The 12,176-nt window shown below is 63.1% G+C and carries 13 protein-coding genes; 6 read left to right on the forward strand and 7 right to left on the reverse strand.

What is annotated here, in order from left to right; translation table 11 throughout:
* Nucleotides 1-46 precede the first annotated feature (46 nt).
* From OBACDRAFT_RS02270 to rpmH, 5 genes are all read right to left on the reverse strand, one after another.
* A complete protein-coding gene (locus OBACDRAFT_RS02270; protein ID WP_043582483.1) occupies nucleotides 47-769 on the reverse strand; it encodes a YebC/PmpR family DNA-binding transcriptional regulator in 723 nt (240 codons plus the stop codon).
* A 165-nt stretch (nucleotides 770-934) separates the two neighbouring features.
* Entirely contained in the window at nucleotides 935-2,785 is a 1,851-nt protein-coding gene (gene yidC, locus OBACDRAFT_RS02275) for a membrane protein insertase YidC (protein ID WP_043582484.1), read from the reverse strand.
* A gap of 42 nt (nucleotides 2,786-2,827) precedes the next feature.
* Nucleotides 2,828-3,169, reverse strand: a complete 342-nt coding sequence (gene yidD, locus OBACDRAFT_RS02280) for a membrane protein insertion efficiency factor YidD (protein ID WP_043582485.1) — start codon at nucleotides 3,167-3,169, stop codon at nucleotides 2,828-2,830.
* Between the two features lie 14 nt (nucleotides 3,170-3,183).
* Nucleotides 3,184-3,669, reverse strand: coding sequence for a ribonuclease P protein component (gene rnpA / locus OBACDRAFT_RS02285; protein WP_043582486.1), 486 nt, complete (start codon nucleotides 3,667-3,669; stop codon nucleotides 3,184-3,186).
* 23 nt (nucleotides 3,670-3,692) lie between these two features.
* Nucleotides 3,693-3,830, reverse strand: a complete 138-nt coding sequence (gene rpmH, locus OBACDRAFT_RS02290; protein ID WP_043582487.1) for a 50S ribosomal protein L34 — start codon at nucleotides 3,828-3,830, stop codon at nucleotides 3,693-3,695.
* A gap of 197 nt (nucleotides 3,831-4,027) precedes the next feature.
* Between rpmH and OBACDRAFT_RS02295 the strand changes: the two genes are divergently transcribed.
* Complete coding sequence (locus OBACDRAFT_RS02295; RefSeq protein WP_043582511.1) at nucleotides 4,028-5,476, forward strand: FAD-binding oxidoreductase; 1,449 nt, start codon at nucleotides 4,028-4,030, stop codon at nucleotides 5,474-5,476.
* A gap of 192 nt (nucleotides 5,477-5,668) precedes the next feature.
* On the forward strand, nucleotides 5,669-7,162 hold the full coding sequence (locus OBACDRAFT_RS02300) for a butyryl-CoA:acetate CoA transferase (RefSeq protein WP_043582488.1): 1,494 nt from the start codon (nucleotides 5,669-5,671) through the stop codon (nucleotides 7,160-7,162).
* Between the two features lie 224 nt (nucleotides 7,163-7,386).
* Here OBACDRAFT_RS02300 and OBACDRAFT_RS02305 read toward each other — a convergent pair whose 3' ends face one another.
* The gene (locus tag OBACDRAFT_RS02305) at nucleotides 7,387-7,968 is read right to left on the reverse strand and encodes an LA_2272 family surface repeat-containing protein (protein WP_043582489.1); all 582 of its coding nucleotides are present in this window, start codon (nucleotides 7,966-7,968) and stop codon (nucleotides 7,387-7,389) included.
* A 90-nt stretch (nucleotides 7,969-8,058) separates the two neighbouring features.
* Nucleotides 8,059-8,967, reverse strand: coding sequence for a LysR family transcriptional regulator (locus OBACDRAFT_RS02310; RefSeq protein WP_043582490.1), 909 nt, complete (start codon nucleotides 8,965-8,967; stop codon nucleotides 8,059-8,061).
* Nucleotides 8,968-9,132: 165 nt separating this feature from the next.
* On the opposite strand from OBACDRAFT_RS02310, the gene OBACDRAFT_RS02315 reads away from it, so the two are divergent.
* Genes OBACDRAFT_RS02315 through OBACDRAFT_RS02330 form a run of 4 tightly spaced genes read left to right on the forward strand, consistent with a single transcriptional unit; the run spans nucleotide 9,133 to nucleotide 12,091 of the window.
* Nucleotides 9,133-9,708 (forward strand): MarR family winged helix-turn-helix transcriptional regulator, encoded by a 576-nt coding sequence (locus tag OBACDRAFT_RS02315; protein ID WP_081721766.1) that lies wholly within the window; start codon nucleotides 9,133-9,135, stop codon nucleotides 9,706-9,708.
* Nucleotides 9,705-10,304, forward strand: a complete 600-nt coding sequence (locus OBACDRAFT_RS24840; protein ID WP_052360892.1) for a MarR family winged helix-turn-helix transcriptional regulator — start codon at nucleotides 9,705-9,707, stop codon at nucleotides 10,302-10,304. Before OBACDRAFT_RS02315 ends, OBACDRAFT_RS24840 begins: the two co-directional genes overlap by 4 nt.
* A gap of 33 nt (nucleotides 10,305-10,337) precedes the next feature.
* A complete protein-coding gene (locus OBACDRAFT_RS29200; protein WP_043582491.1) occupies nucleotides 10,338-10,877 on the forward strand; it encodes a hypothetical protein in 540 nt (179 codons plus the stop codon).
* A gap of 14 nt (nucleotides 10,878-10,891) precedes the next feature.
* Nucleotides 10,892-12,091, forward strand: a complete 1,200-nt coding sequence (locus tag OBACDRAFT_RS02330; protein WP_232766573.1) for an efflux RND transporter periplasmic adaptor subunit — start codon at nucleotides 10,892-10,894, stop codon at nucleotides 12,089-12,091.
* Nucleotides 12,092-12,176: the final 85 nt, after the last annotated feature.

Below are 12,176 nucleotides of genomic sequence, written 5' to 3' on the forward strand. Positions count from 1 at the left end.
CTCGTAAGGTCCACTCTTTTTTTCACCGAACTTTGTTTTTTTGATGTCAGGCGATTTCCTCGTTCGAGAAGACGTGTTGCACATCGTCGATCTCATCGAGGGCGTCGTGCAGTTTTTCGATGCCGGAGGCCACGGAGGCGTCAACGGGGACGGTGTTCGTGGGAATGTAGGCGAGTTCGGCGCTCTCGGTCTTGATGCCGGCTTTGTCGAGCGCGGTCAGAACTTTGTCGAAAACATGCACGTCGCAGCGCACTTCAAATCCGTGTTCGCTGGTGAGCACGTCGTCGGCTCCGGCGTCGAGCGCGACTTCCATGAGGGCGTCCTCGGTGGTCTGGTCGCTGGCAATGAGAAACTGGCCGGCGTGCGTGAATTGGAAGGCCACGGCTCCGGTGCTGGCGAGGTTGCCGCCGTGCCGGGCAAAGACGGAGCGCACTTCCTGGGCGGAACGGGTTTTGTTGTCGGTCGTGACTTTGACGATGAAGGCGACGCCGCCCGGGCCGTAGGCTTCGTAGGTGATGTCTTCGTAAACGACGCCGGGGAGTTCGCCGGTGCCCTTCTTTATGGCGCGGTCAATGTTGTCCACCGGCATGTTGGCTTCGCGCGCCTTGAGCAGGAGGGTGCGCAGGCGGGCGTTGCCTTCAGGGTCGCCGCCGCCGGCTTTGGCGGCGAGGGTGATGTCGCGCGAGAGGCGCGAGAAGACTTTGCCCTTGCGGGAGTCGGTGATGGCTTTCTGGCGTTTGACTTTGGACCATTTGTTGTGACCGGCCATGGCGGGGGGATGGGTTGGGTTGGTGTGGGTTGGGTGAGACTCTGAATTTTTTAACCACTAATGCACACTAATGGGCACTAATGAAAAGCATAACAGACCGAGGTAACAGCTGATTCCATTAGTGTTCATTGGTGGTTAAACGCGGGGGGGGGGGGGGAGGATGGCTCAGAAGCGTTTTTTAGATGGCGTTACGTTTTTGATTGTTTTGCCGCCGATGGGACGGCTGCCGGGGCCGTTGCCTTTGGCGGCGGCGGCGGGGCTGGCAGGGTCGTCGTCCTTGGTGAAGCGGTTGACGGCGAGTTGTTGTACGATCGTGTAAAGGCCGTTGATCGTGGAGTAGAGGGCGAGGGCACAGGAGAAGTTGTAACAGATGATGGTGAAGATCCAGGGCATCATCTTAAAGATCTTGGCCTGCGCGTTGTCCACGGAGGGGGAGGGGGTGAGGCGCATCTGGAAGACCATCGTGGCACCCATGAGGAGGGGCAGGATGTTGATCGGGAGTGTCATGAAGCCGAGGGGGATGCGCGCGATGGTGTCGGGCGCGGAGAGGTCGCGCGCCCAGAGGAAGGATTGGAAGCGGAGTTCGGCGGTGCCTTGCAGCATGGCGAAGAAGGCGACGAAGAGCGGGATCGTGATGAGCACGGGCAGGCAGCCGCCCATGGGGTTGACTTTGTGCTCTTTGAAGAGGGCCATGACGGCCTGGTTTTTCTTGGTGGGGTTGTCCTTGTACTTCTCGTTGATCTCCTTCATCATCGGCTGGAGCTTCTGCATCCGCTTGGCGGAGCGGGAGGCGGCGAGGGTGAAGGGGAGGGTGACGGTCTTGAGGATGAGCGTCATGAGCACGATGGCCAGGCCCCAGTTGCCGACGAAGGCGTGGATGCCGTTCATCATCATGTTCATGAAGGGGGCAATGACGCCGCTGAGGAAGATGCGGTTGAAGAAGTAGCGGTCAAATTGCATGACCTTGTCCTCGCCGCGGGTGAAGTTTTTGAGGCGGGTGTATTCCTTGGGGCCGACGTAGAGTTTGCCGGTGAAGGTGGCGGTGCCTTGGGGGGCGATGGCGGGGAGTTCGACCTTGGCGGAGGCGGTAAGGCCGATGTTCTCGGTCGTGGTGCCGGGGAGGGGGGCGGCGAAGCTGACGCGGCGCACAGTGACGCCTTCGATGAGTTTGTCGTCGGGGGTGTAGATGCTGGCGAAGAACTGGTTTTTGACGGAGGCCCATTGGACGGGACCGGGCTGGATGATGTAGGCCTTGGGGTTGGGGTCGCCCATGCCCATGGAGGCGAAGAAGCCGCCGCCTTTGAGTTCGTTGCGGTCGGTGAACTGGGCTTTGTCGCCGTTGTAGGAGGCGACGTTGAGGTAGAAGCCGGTGTCGTTGGCACCCATCAGCGCGGCGGTGCCGAGGCTGAGGTTGAGCGAGGTGACGGGCGTGGTGTGATCGGCGAGGTTTTTGACGGTGGTCTCGTGCAGGATGCGATAGGGGTCGCGGCTGCTCTTGTCGCCGGTGGCGGGGGCGAGGACGTAGCGGCGGGTGACTTCGAGGCGTTTTTCAAAGACGGCGCGGAAAACGACTTCGTCGGCGGTGGCGCTGACGAGTTCGAAGCGGGCTTCCTTGTCGAGTCCGGCGATGTCGGTGAAGCCGAGGATCGGGTCGGCGTGCTCTTCGTTGAAGACGAAGGGTTTTGCCGCGCCGATGGCGGCGGGGTATTTTTTGAGGGCAACGTCGCGGATGGCGCCGCCGAAGTTGGTGAAGCGCACTTCAACGTAGTCGTTGGAGAGCGTGGTGATGGTCGCCTCGGTTTTGTTGGAGGCGATGGGAGCAAAGGTGGTGTTGGCCGGCGCGGCGGTGGCGGCGGACGCCAGCGGGTCGCCAGCCGTGGCGGGCGCGCTCACCGTGGGCGCGGGGGAGGGGGGGGCGGGGGGCCGCTGCTGGGATTGCTGGCGTGAGCTGTAAAGGAGGGCCGCAAACGCGGCCACCAGGAAGGTGACGCCAAGGATAAGGTTTTTTTTGTCCATTTAACGAAAGTGAAAGGTGTGAGTGTGGTGAGTAGTGGAAAATCAGATGCGCGTGCAGACCGGCGTGCGCATCCGGCGTGGTTGCGCGTGGCGGGGGGGGGGGGGGGAGGGCGGCACGGGGTCGAGGCCGCCCGGGTGGAGTGGATTGCAGCGCAGCACACGGCAGACCGTCAGCCAGGAGCCGCGCAGCGCACCGTGTTTTTGCAGGGCCTCGGCGCCGTAGTGCGAGCACGAGGGATGAAAACGGCACCCGCAGGTGGGGCCGAAAACCGCCGGGAGCACGGGCGACAGCGTGCGTTGGTAGATCCGGATGCCGAGCAGGAGCACGCGGGAGGGAAGCCGCGTGGCAAAGGCAAACAGGGAACTGGCGAACGTGTCAGGCATCGAAGGCGGTTGGATCAGTCGGATCGGACAGCGAAGAGTTTCCGGCAGGCCCCGACGAACCTTTTTTCCACGTCGGCGAAAGCCTGCGTATTGAGCGAGCGGCGGGCCACGAGGAGGACGTCTTGATCCGCAGGCACCAGATCTTGGTGCGTCCGGAAAATCTCGCGCAGGCGGCGTTTGGCGCGGGCGCGGGCGATGGCGTTGCCCACGGCGGCACGCGAAGCGACAACACCCAGACGGGCGGCGGCGGGACCGCCATCGGAGAGGCCGGAGGCCGGAGGCCGGAGGCCAGACTCTGGCTGCGGAGCCTTTTTCGTATTCTGTCCTCCGTCTTCCATCTTCTGGTCTCTGGACTCTGACCTCTGGACTCTGGCCACCGTCGGTGGACGGCGAACTGCGTACCACAACACAAAGGCGCCGCAATCGAAGCGGCGCCCTTGGGTGCGCACATGCTGGAAGTCGCCCTGGCGCTTGAGGCGTTGCCCGGCGCGGAAGCGCATGGCGGGAAAAACGCGCGGACCGCTCAGGCGACGGTCAGCCGTTTACGGCCTTTGGCGCGACGGGCGGCGATGACCTTGCGGCCTCCTTTGGTGGCGATGCGGGCGCGGAAGCCAATTTTGCGGACACGCTTTTTGCGGTGCGGACGGAAAGTGGGTTGCATGACGTTTAAGTGATTAAGAGTTGACGGAAGTGCAGGACTGCCCGGCCCGTGTCAAGGGGAGTTTCGTCCAACATCGAACATCCAACAAAAAGAATGCCGGACGAAGACTCTGAACAGGACAAATCCATCGTTGCCTGCGCTATTTTCGTTGGAGCCTGGACCTTGGATGTCCGATGTTGGACGTTCTTTTCTTCAAGATGGACTCTTCCGCCAATCGCCACGCTCAGGCCACGCAACTCCTCCGGCAGAAACTCGGCCCCCGCGTCGTGCTCACCGACGACGCCTCCCGCTACGCCGCCTCGTTCGACAGCAGCCGCCTTTCCTTCCTCCCCGCCGCCGTCATCAAACCCCGCCGCCGCGAAGACATTGGCGTCGCCCTTGCCCTTGCCAACGAGCACCGCGTGCCTGTCACCCCGCGCGGACGCGGCACCACGCTCATGGGCTCGGCCTCGCCCATTGCGGGCGGCTGGGTGCTCGACCTGCTCGGACTCGACGCCATCAAAATCGACGCCGAAGCCGGCCTCGCCCACGTGCAGGCGGGCGCGACCGTGGCCGCCATTCAGGACGCCGCCGACGCCCTCGGCTGGTTTTACCCGCCCGATCCCTCCTCCAAACAATACTGCACCATCGGCGGCAACATCGCCTGCAACGCCGGCGGCATGCACGGCGGCAAATACGGCGTCACCCGCGATTTTGTCGTCGCGCTCAAAGGATTTCTCCCCACCGGCGAATGGGTCGAGTGGGGCGCCGCCACCAAAAAATTCTCCGCCGGCTTCAACCTCCGCGACCTCTGGATCGGCGGCGAAGGCATGCTCGGCGTGGTCACCGACGCCATCCTCAAACTCATCCCCAAACCCGCCGCGCGCTGGACGCTCCTCACGAGCTTCCCCGACGAGATCGCCGCCTTCCGCGCCGCCCGCGCCCTTTTCGCCGCCCGCGTGCAGCCCGCCATCTGCGAATTTCTCGACCGCTACAGCGTGCAATGCGCCGAGAGCGCGATGAAAACCACCATCTTCCCCGGTCAGGCCGGACGCCCCGTGATCTTGCTCGAACTCGCCGGCACCGCCGCCGAAGTCCGCGAAACCAAAACCGCCGTCCTCGCCTGGGCCCGCGAACACGCCCTCGGCCACCGCGCCGCGCGCAACCGCGACGAAGCCGAGACCCTCTGGGCCGTGCGCCGCAAGTGTTCCAGCGCGATGTTCCAGATGGGCGACGCCAAGCTCAACGAAGACATCACCGTGCCCCTGAGCGCGTACGAGACCTTTGCCCGATTCCTCGAAAAATTAAGAAAGACCTCGCGCCTTGCCATTCCCACCTTCGGCCACCTCGCGGACGGCAACCTGCATGTGAACATCATGTATCACAAAACCAATGACAGCGAGTGCGTCGCCGCCGAGAAAGCCGTTCTCGCCCTCATGGAAAAAGTCGTGTCGCTCGGCGGTGCGATCTCCGGCGAGCACGGCATCGGACTCGCCAAAACGCCCTTCCTGCGCATCCAGCACAACGAGGCGCAAGTCCGCGCCATGCGCGCCGTGAAAGACGCGCTCGACCCGCGCGGCATCCTCAATCCGGGGAAAATGTTCGACGTTTTCGAAGTCTGGAAACACCCGCGCGTCACTGTCGCCTTCCCTTGGGATCACAAATAATGGCAAAAACGCACGAAAACCGCGCCGTTTTACCCGTTTTTGACCGATTTTCGGTCGGTTTTTCCCTGATTTTGCGATTTTTCGCGCTGTTTTCGCGCATTTCTTGCCAATCTTTAGGCCGTATCCATCTGTCCATTGCACTGACTGGCGACGGTTACTAACCGCTTAACCCATCTAGGTCTTGAAATAATCATGAAGCTCCCATTCCGCACACTGACGGCCGATGAAGCGGCTGCCCTTATCAATCACGGAAACACACTCGGCGTGAGTGGTTTCACCCCAGCCGGCGCTGCCAAGGTCGTGCCCAAGGCGCTCGCCGCCCGGGCCAAGGCGGAACACGCCGCCGGCCGCCCCTTCAAGGTCGCCGTCGTTTCCGGCGCCTCCACCGGTGACTCGCTCGACGGCGAACTCGCCCGCGCCGACGCCATCTCCTGGCGCACGCCCTACCAGAGCAACAAATCGCTCCGCGAAAGCATCAACAGCGGCAAAACCCGCTTTTTTGACATGCACCTCTCGCACCTTGCGCAGCAGGTGCGGCGCGGCTTCCTCGGCAAGTTCGACTGGGCCATCGTCGAAGCCTGCGACGTGAGCGCCGACGGCGAGATCGTGTTGACGACCTCGGTTGGCACCTCGCCGACCTTCCTCAACACCGCCGACAAAGTCATCATCGAACTCAACCGCTACCACTCGCCCCAACTCCGCGGCTTCCACGACATCTACGAACCCCTCGATCCACCCTTCCGCAAAGTCATCCCCATCGAACGCTGTTCCGACCGCATCGGCGCGGCCGTGGTCAAAATCGACCCCAAGAAAATTGTTGGCATCGTCGAAAGCGACAAAGCCGACGAAGTGGGCGGCTTCGATCCCGCCGACGAACTCACCAACAAAATCGGTGCCAACGTCGCCGAGTTCATTGCCAACGAAATCCACGTCGGTCGAATCCCGCGCGAATTTCTCCCCCTCCAGTCCGGCGTGGGCAACATCGCCAACGCCGTCCTCGGCGCGCTCGGAGCCAACCCTGACATTCCCAACTTCGAGATGTTCTCCGAAGTCATCCAGGACTCCGTCATCGGCCTCATCCGCTCGGGCAAGTGCAAGTTCGCCACCGGCACCTCGCTCACCATCGCGCCCGACCTGCTCAAGAGCGTTTACGAAGACCTCGAATTTTTCCGTCCCAAGCTCATCCTCCGCCCGCAGGAAATCACCAACAATCCCGAGATGGTGCGCCGCCTCGGTATCATAACGATCAATACAGCGATCGAGGTGGACATTTTTGGCAACGTGAACTCCACGCACGTCATGGGCAACAACCTCATGAACGGCATCGGCGGCTCCGGCGACTTCACGCGCAACGCCTACATTTCCATCTTCACCTGTCCTTCCGCGGCCAAGGGCGGCAAGATCAGCACCATCGTCCCGCTCGTCTCGCACATGGACCACAGCGAGCATTCGGTGCAGGTGGTCATCACCGAAAATGGCATCGCCGACCTGCGCGGCAAGGACCCGAACGAACGCGCCAAGCTCATTGTCGAAAAGTGCGCGCATCCCGCGTTCAAGGATCAGCTCCTGCGTTACTGCGAGATGGCCAAGCATGGACACACCCCGCAGACCCTTGCCAACGCCTTCCGCATGCACCAGCAGTTCCTCGAAACCGGCGACATGCGCGGCACTACCTGGGTGGGCTGACGCGCGTGGTGAAGTGGCGGAGTGGATACAAAAAAGCACGGACCCGAAAGTCCGTGCTTTTTTTGTGGCGTTGAGTGAACGGATGGCCTTGCCGGAGCGGCGACGTCCTCGTCGCCGGACGGACCGGCAGGTCCGCCAAAAGGAACACCTTGCGTGCTGCCGCACGTCCGGCGGCAGGGACGCCGCCGCTCCGGCAATAGTGCCCTTCTTGTTCGTAAATGGTATTAGAACTGCCAGTTGACGAACGGAAATACCGGGAACAGGTCGGAGTTCTTTGCGTAGTTGATCAGGCCGATCTGGAGACCTTCGAGATTCTCGGCCCAGTTGACGAAACCGAGTTGGAGGCCGCGGACGGATTCGGCCTTGTTGAAGAAGCCGAACTGCACGCCGTGAATGCTGCCATCGACGAGGCCGACCAGCGAGGTTTGCAGACCGGTGGATTCGCCGTTGAGGCGGCCGATGAGGGCGCTCTGCCAGCCGGCGAACTTGCCATCGACATTGCTATAAAAACCCTGCCAGAGCACGCCGGAGGCATCACCGTTCGTGGAGCCGCCCCAGCTCCAGGCGAAGCCCTTGAAGTTGCCCGTCGTCACGCCGACGCCGAGGAAACCCCAGTCGAAACCGGTGACGTTGGCATTTTCGCCATAGATGAGGTCGATGCGGAGGCCGTTGACGTCTTCGTTGGCTGGGACGATCTGGAGATCGGGCGCCCAAAAGCTGAACTGGAATCCGCTTTCGGCGTGCGCGGTCACGGAGGACAGCGCGAGCGTGGAGATGACAGCGAGAGAACTTAGGAGTTTTTTCATACGGAGCGCACGGTGCGCCTGCCTAAAGAATACCGTCAATGCAATTACCCTTCGCTTGGATAAGCAACGGCAGGCTGAAAACGCCTGCCTTCACGAGCGCCCGGCGCGATGGCTTTTCAGCACCTCCAGAAAATTCTTCACCAACGGCGAGGTCTCGTCGGACCTCCAGATGGCATGCAACTGAAACCGCAGGTCGGGCCCCTTCTCCTTGATCGACAGGGCCGAGAGTCCTTCGCGTGAAGAAATGCGGCGGATTTTGGGGAGGAGCGATGCCTCCTGTCCCGCGGCCAGCATGGCGAAAAAAGACTCGGAACCCCCCACCATCTTCACGGGTCCCGGCGTGACCCCTCTGTGCCGCAGCAAAGACAGCATGTACTCGGCGTGCATCGAGCTCTTTGTATGTTTCCCGGCTGCCAGCAACCGCACGCCCGCCAGGTCCGCCAGCGATATGCGCCGCTGCGCGGCCAGCGGATGCGTGTCGGCCACGACGACCTTGAGCAACGTGTCGAGCACTTGGAAATGGCGCAGCCCGGTGAGCGTCAGCGTCGCCGGCTCGAACGCAAAGCCGATCTGGAATTCGCCCTTGTCGAGGCTTCTCACGCACTGCTCGTCCACGCCGATGTCCACCAGCGTCACATCGACGTCCGGAAAACGCTCCCGATAGGTGTTCAGTGAGGCGGACATGAACTCGTAGGAGAGTTCCCCCACGTTGCCGATTCTCAGCGTGCCGCGCCGCCCGCGCGCCGCATCCTGCGTGACGGTCACCGAGCGCTGCACCTGTTCCAGCAACGCTTTCGCTTCGGCCAGAAAAACCTCCCCGGCGACCGTCAGGCGCACCCGCGTCGTATCCCGTTCCAGCAGGCGTGCATCGAGTCGGTCTTCCAAGTCTCTGATCTGCACGCTCAAGGTCGGGGCCGAGATGTGCAATAGCTCCGCCGCCCGCCGGAAATTCAACGCCTCGGCCACGGCCACGAAATATCGGAGATGCCTCAGTTCCATCAGTCATCTGCTGTTAGGTGCGAGCTAACAAGATGCAAGGAACAAAGTAATTCCGCCCATTGAGGGACGGTGTTATGGTCAAGGCGTTCCGACCGTGACCCGACTCTCTACCACACCCATCACCGCGGCCATCCGGCCTGCGTTTTGCGCCTCCCGACCCGCGACATGAATTCTACCATCGATCCCATCCAGGAGGCCCTCCGCCACCGCGCCTCCCAGTGCGCTGGCAAGAACGAACCCCGCTGCCGCACCCTGCTCGCCCTCCTCGCCACATCGCAACGGCTTCGCTCCTTCCTCAAGCACAGCCTTTCAAAACAGAAGCTCACCGAAACCGGGTTTAAGATACTCGCCTCCCTTTCCGCCCACGAGGAAGCTCCGCTGTCGCCCACGCAGATTGGCAATCTCACCTCCATGTGGCCGCCCACCGTCACCGATGTGCTCTCCCGCCTGGAGGTATCCGGGCTCATCGTGCGCGAACGCAGCCGCATCGACCGGCGCCTGACGCTGATCCGCATGACTCCGGCCGGGCGCAGGCTCTACACCGTCGCCGTCACCCACTTGGTGGGCGACATCGTCCGGCTCGCCGAGCCGATCGCGCCGACCGAGTTTGCCGCACTGCGCACGGCCTGCGATATGCTCGACTCCCAGGTCGCCCAACTCGTGGAGGAAGAGAGACTGCGCAACGCGCCCACGCTCGACCACTTGCTTTCCCCCCGGACGGAGGCCCGCGCACGCGTATGAAGCGCACTATCACCGCATCCGGTCCTTCACCCGTTGCCGCTCCCGACGGGGGGAAAGCATTCGATGGGGCGTGTCCCGACCGCCATCCTCTGCACGCCCTGGCGCATCTCATCCGCCGGGGCAGCCTGCGCACTTCGGAAGGATATGCCATCCTCGTCACCCTGCTCGTCACCAGTCGTCTGATTCGCGGCTATTTCGAACCGCTGCTCCGCCGCCTCGGCCTCTACGAGACCAAGCTCGGCGCTCTTATCGTCCTCCATGCCTTCGATCCCGAATCCGTCATCCAGGCGGACCTCGCCGCCTACACCCAGGTCAGCCAGGCGACCATGACCGATGTCATCGACGTCCTCGTCTCGGAAAAACGGGTGACGCGCAACCCCGATCCTCTCGACCGCCGCGCCCATCGCATCCGGCTCACCTCCGAAGGTCGTGATTTTTTGAATACCACCGTGCGCCCCGCGCTGGCCGCCCTGGAACATTGCACCCTCGGCCTCACTTCCGAAGAACGCCACATCTTCGCCCGGGTCTGCGCCCGCATCTGCGCGCAGTTCTCCTTCCAGCCGGACGGCGTCCCCGCCGCCCCGGGCAGTCCGTAAAACCGCCACGCCCGCACCCGGCCCCTTTCCACCATGCACCTTCTCATGCAGATAGCCCGCAGGACCGACCTCTCCAACCCGGAGGTCTGCGCTCCTGTTCTCGCCCTTCTTGCGACCGCCCGCGTCATGCACACCCACGTCGCACATGTGCTGGCGGCCCTGAACATCACGGAAGATCAACTCGCCACCCTGCTGGTTCTCCACGGCCATGACCCCGATCGCCTTGGGCTCAACGAACTCGTCCGGACCACAGGCCTCGATCCGGTGGACGTGGAGGATGCCCTCGATTTTCTGATACAGACCGATCGTGCGGCGCCCGCCCTCGCGCCCGACTCGGTCAAAGCGGCGGATGACGCCGCCGTTTCCCTTGAAAGCGGGACGGACGACAACCCGCATTACCGGCTCACGCCCGCCGGCCGCAGCTTCATCACGCGCACCGTGCAGCCGTTTTTCAAGACGCTCGAACACTGCGCCCTCGGGCTCACCTCCAGCGAGCGCCACACCCTTTCCCACGCCTGCGCCCAACTCTGTGCGGAACTGGCCGCCACTCCCCGTCAACCCGATTTCACCTGAGCCGACTTTTCCACATGCCAAGCAACCATACTGTTCTCGTTCTACTTGCCCTCGCCGGTCCGCTATTTGTCGCCGGTTGCGGCAAACGCAAGGATTCCGCCGTCGCCTCCGCCGCTCCGGCCGCCGTCGAGGTCGGCGTCGTCACTCTCGGCACCGCTTCCACCGCCCAGACCCGCGAACTTCCCGGACGCACCGCCGCGCACCGCGTCGCGCAGGTGCGCGCCCGGGTCAATGGCATCATCCTCAAACGCCTGTTCGTGGAAGGCGCCGACGTGAAGGAGGGCGAGTTGCTCTACCAGATCGACCCGGCCCCGTATCAGGCCATCCTGGACAGCGCGAAAGCCAGCCTCGCCCGCGCCGAGTCCAATCTGAAGACTGCCACCCTCCAGGCCGGGCGCTACAAGGAGCTCGTCGCCGTCAACGCCGTCAGCAAACAGCAATACGACGACGCTGTCGCCGCCGTCGGCGCCTATGCGGCCGACATGGCTTCCGCCCGCGCCGCGATTACCTCGGCCGGGATCGACCTCGGCTACACGAAAGTCACCTCTCCCATCGCCGGCCGCATCGGCCTTTCCGAAGTCACCGAGGGCGCCTACGTGCAGGCCGGGCAGGCCACGCTCATGGCCACCGTGCAGCAACTCGACCCGATCTACGTCAACCTCGTGCAACCCAGCGCGGAGGTTTCGCGCCTCAAGCGCGCCATCGAGAAAGGCGTCCTCCAGGCCGGGGCGGAAAAAGGCCAGACTCCCGTCCAGCTTATTCTGGAGGACGGCACCGCCTACGATCACACCGGCGCGCTCCAGTTTTCCGACGTCACGGTGGACCGCACCACCGGCTCCGTCACTCTGCGCGTCCTCTTCCCCAACCCGAGCGGCGACCTCCTGCCCGGCATGTTCGTGCGCGCCCGGTTCGACGAAGGCATCAACCCGCGGACGCTGCTCGCGCCGCAGCAGGGCGTGAGCCGCAATTACCGCGGCCTGCCCACCGCTTGGATCGTGACGGCGGACAACAAGGCCGAGAACCGCGTCATCGAAACCGGACGCACGCATGGCGACCAGTGGATCGTCACCGGCGGACTCCAGGCTGGCGACCGGATCATCGTCACCAATATCCAGCGTATCCGAGGAGGAACTACTGTGGCGCCCGTTCCCTGGACGCCCGGGGAGAAGGCTGTAACGAGCGAAAACGACAGCCTGCCAAGGCTGAAAAACTGAAGGCCGAAAAGGAATACACCAGTCGTTCGTTTCACGCATCACACGCACCGCATCACCCATCCACCTTCAGCCTTTAGCCTTTCAG

It is taken from the genome of Geminisphaera colitermitum TAV2, assembly GCF_000171235.2.
GTDB lineage: Bacteria > Verrucomicrobiota > Verrucomicrobiia > Opitutales > Opitutaceae > Geminisphaera > Geminisphaera colitermitum.

Excerpts from the sequence above, each read along its gene's own strand:
- OBACDRAFT_RS02295 (WP_043582511.1), top strand. The coding sequence starts at position 4,028 with ATGGACTCTTCCGCCAATCGCCACGCTCAGGCCACGCAACTCCTCCGG.
- yidC (WP_043582484.1), bottom strand. The coding sequence starts at position 2,785 with ATGGACAAAAAAAACCTTATCCTTGGCGTCACCTTCCTGGTGGCCGCG.
- OBACDRAFT_RS02270 (WP_043582483.1), bottom strand. The coding sequence starts at position 769 with ATGGCCGGTCACAACAAATGGTCCAAAGTCAAACGCCAGAAAGCCATC.
- OBACDRAFT_RS24840 (WP_052360892.1), top strand. The coding sequence starts at position 9,705 with ATGAAGCGCACTATCACCGCATCCGGTCCTTCACCCGTTGCCGCTCCC.
- OBACDRAFT_RS29200 (WP_043582491.1), top strand. The coding sequence starts at position 10,338 with ATGCACCTTCTCATGCAGATAGCCCGCAGGACCGACCTCTCCAACCCG.
- OBACDRAFT_RS02305 (WP_043582489.1), bottom strand. The coding sequence starts at position 7,968 with ATGAAAAAACTCCTAAGTTCTCTCGCTGTCATCTCCACGCTCGCGCTG.
- OBACDRAFT_RS02300 (WP_043582488.1), top strand. The coding sequence starts at position 5,669 with ATGAAGCTCCCATTCCGCACACTGACGGCCGATGAAGCGGCTGCCCTT.
- yidD (WP_043582485.1), bottom strand. The coding sequence starts at position 3,169 with ATGCCTGACACGTTCGCCAGTTCCCTGTTTGCCTTTGCCACGCGGCTT.
- OBACDRAFT_RS02330 (WP_232766573.1), top strand. The coding sequence starts at position 10,892 with ATGCCAAGCAACCATACTGTTCTCGTTCTACTTGCCCTCGCCGGTCCG.
- OBACDRAFT_RS02315 (WP_081721766.1), top strand. The coding sequence starts at position 9,133 with ATGAATTCTACCATCGATCCCATCCAGGAGGCCCTCCGCCACCGCGCC.
- rpmH (WP_043582487.1), bottom strand. The coding sequence starts at position 3,830 with ATGCAACCCACTTTCCGTCCGCACCGCAAAAAGCGTGTCCGCAAAATT.
- rnpA (WP_043582486.1), bottom strand. The coding sequence starts at position 3,669 with ATGCGCTTCCGCGCCGGGCAACGCCTCAAGCGCCAGGGCGACTTCCAG.
- OBACDRAFT_RS02310 (WP_043582490.1), bottom strand. The coding sequence starts at position 8,967 with ATGGAACTGAGGCATCTCCGATATTTCGTGGCCGTGGCCGAGGCGTTG.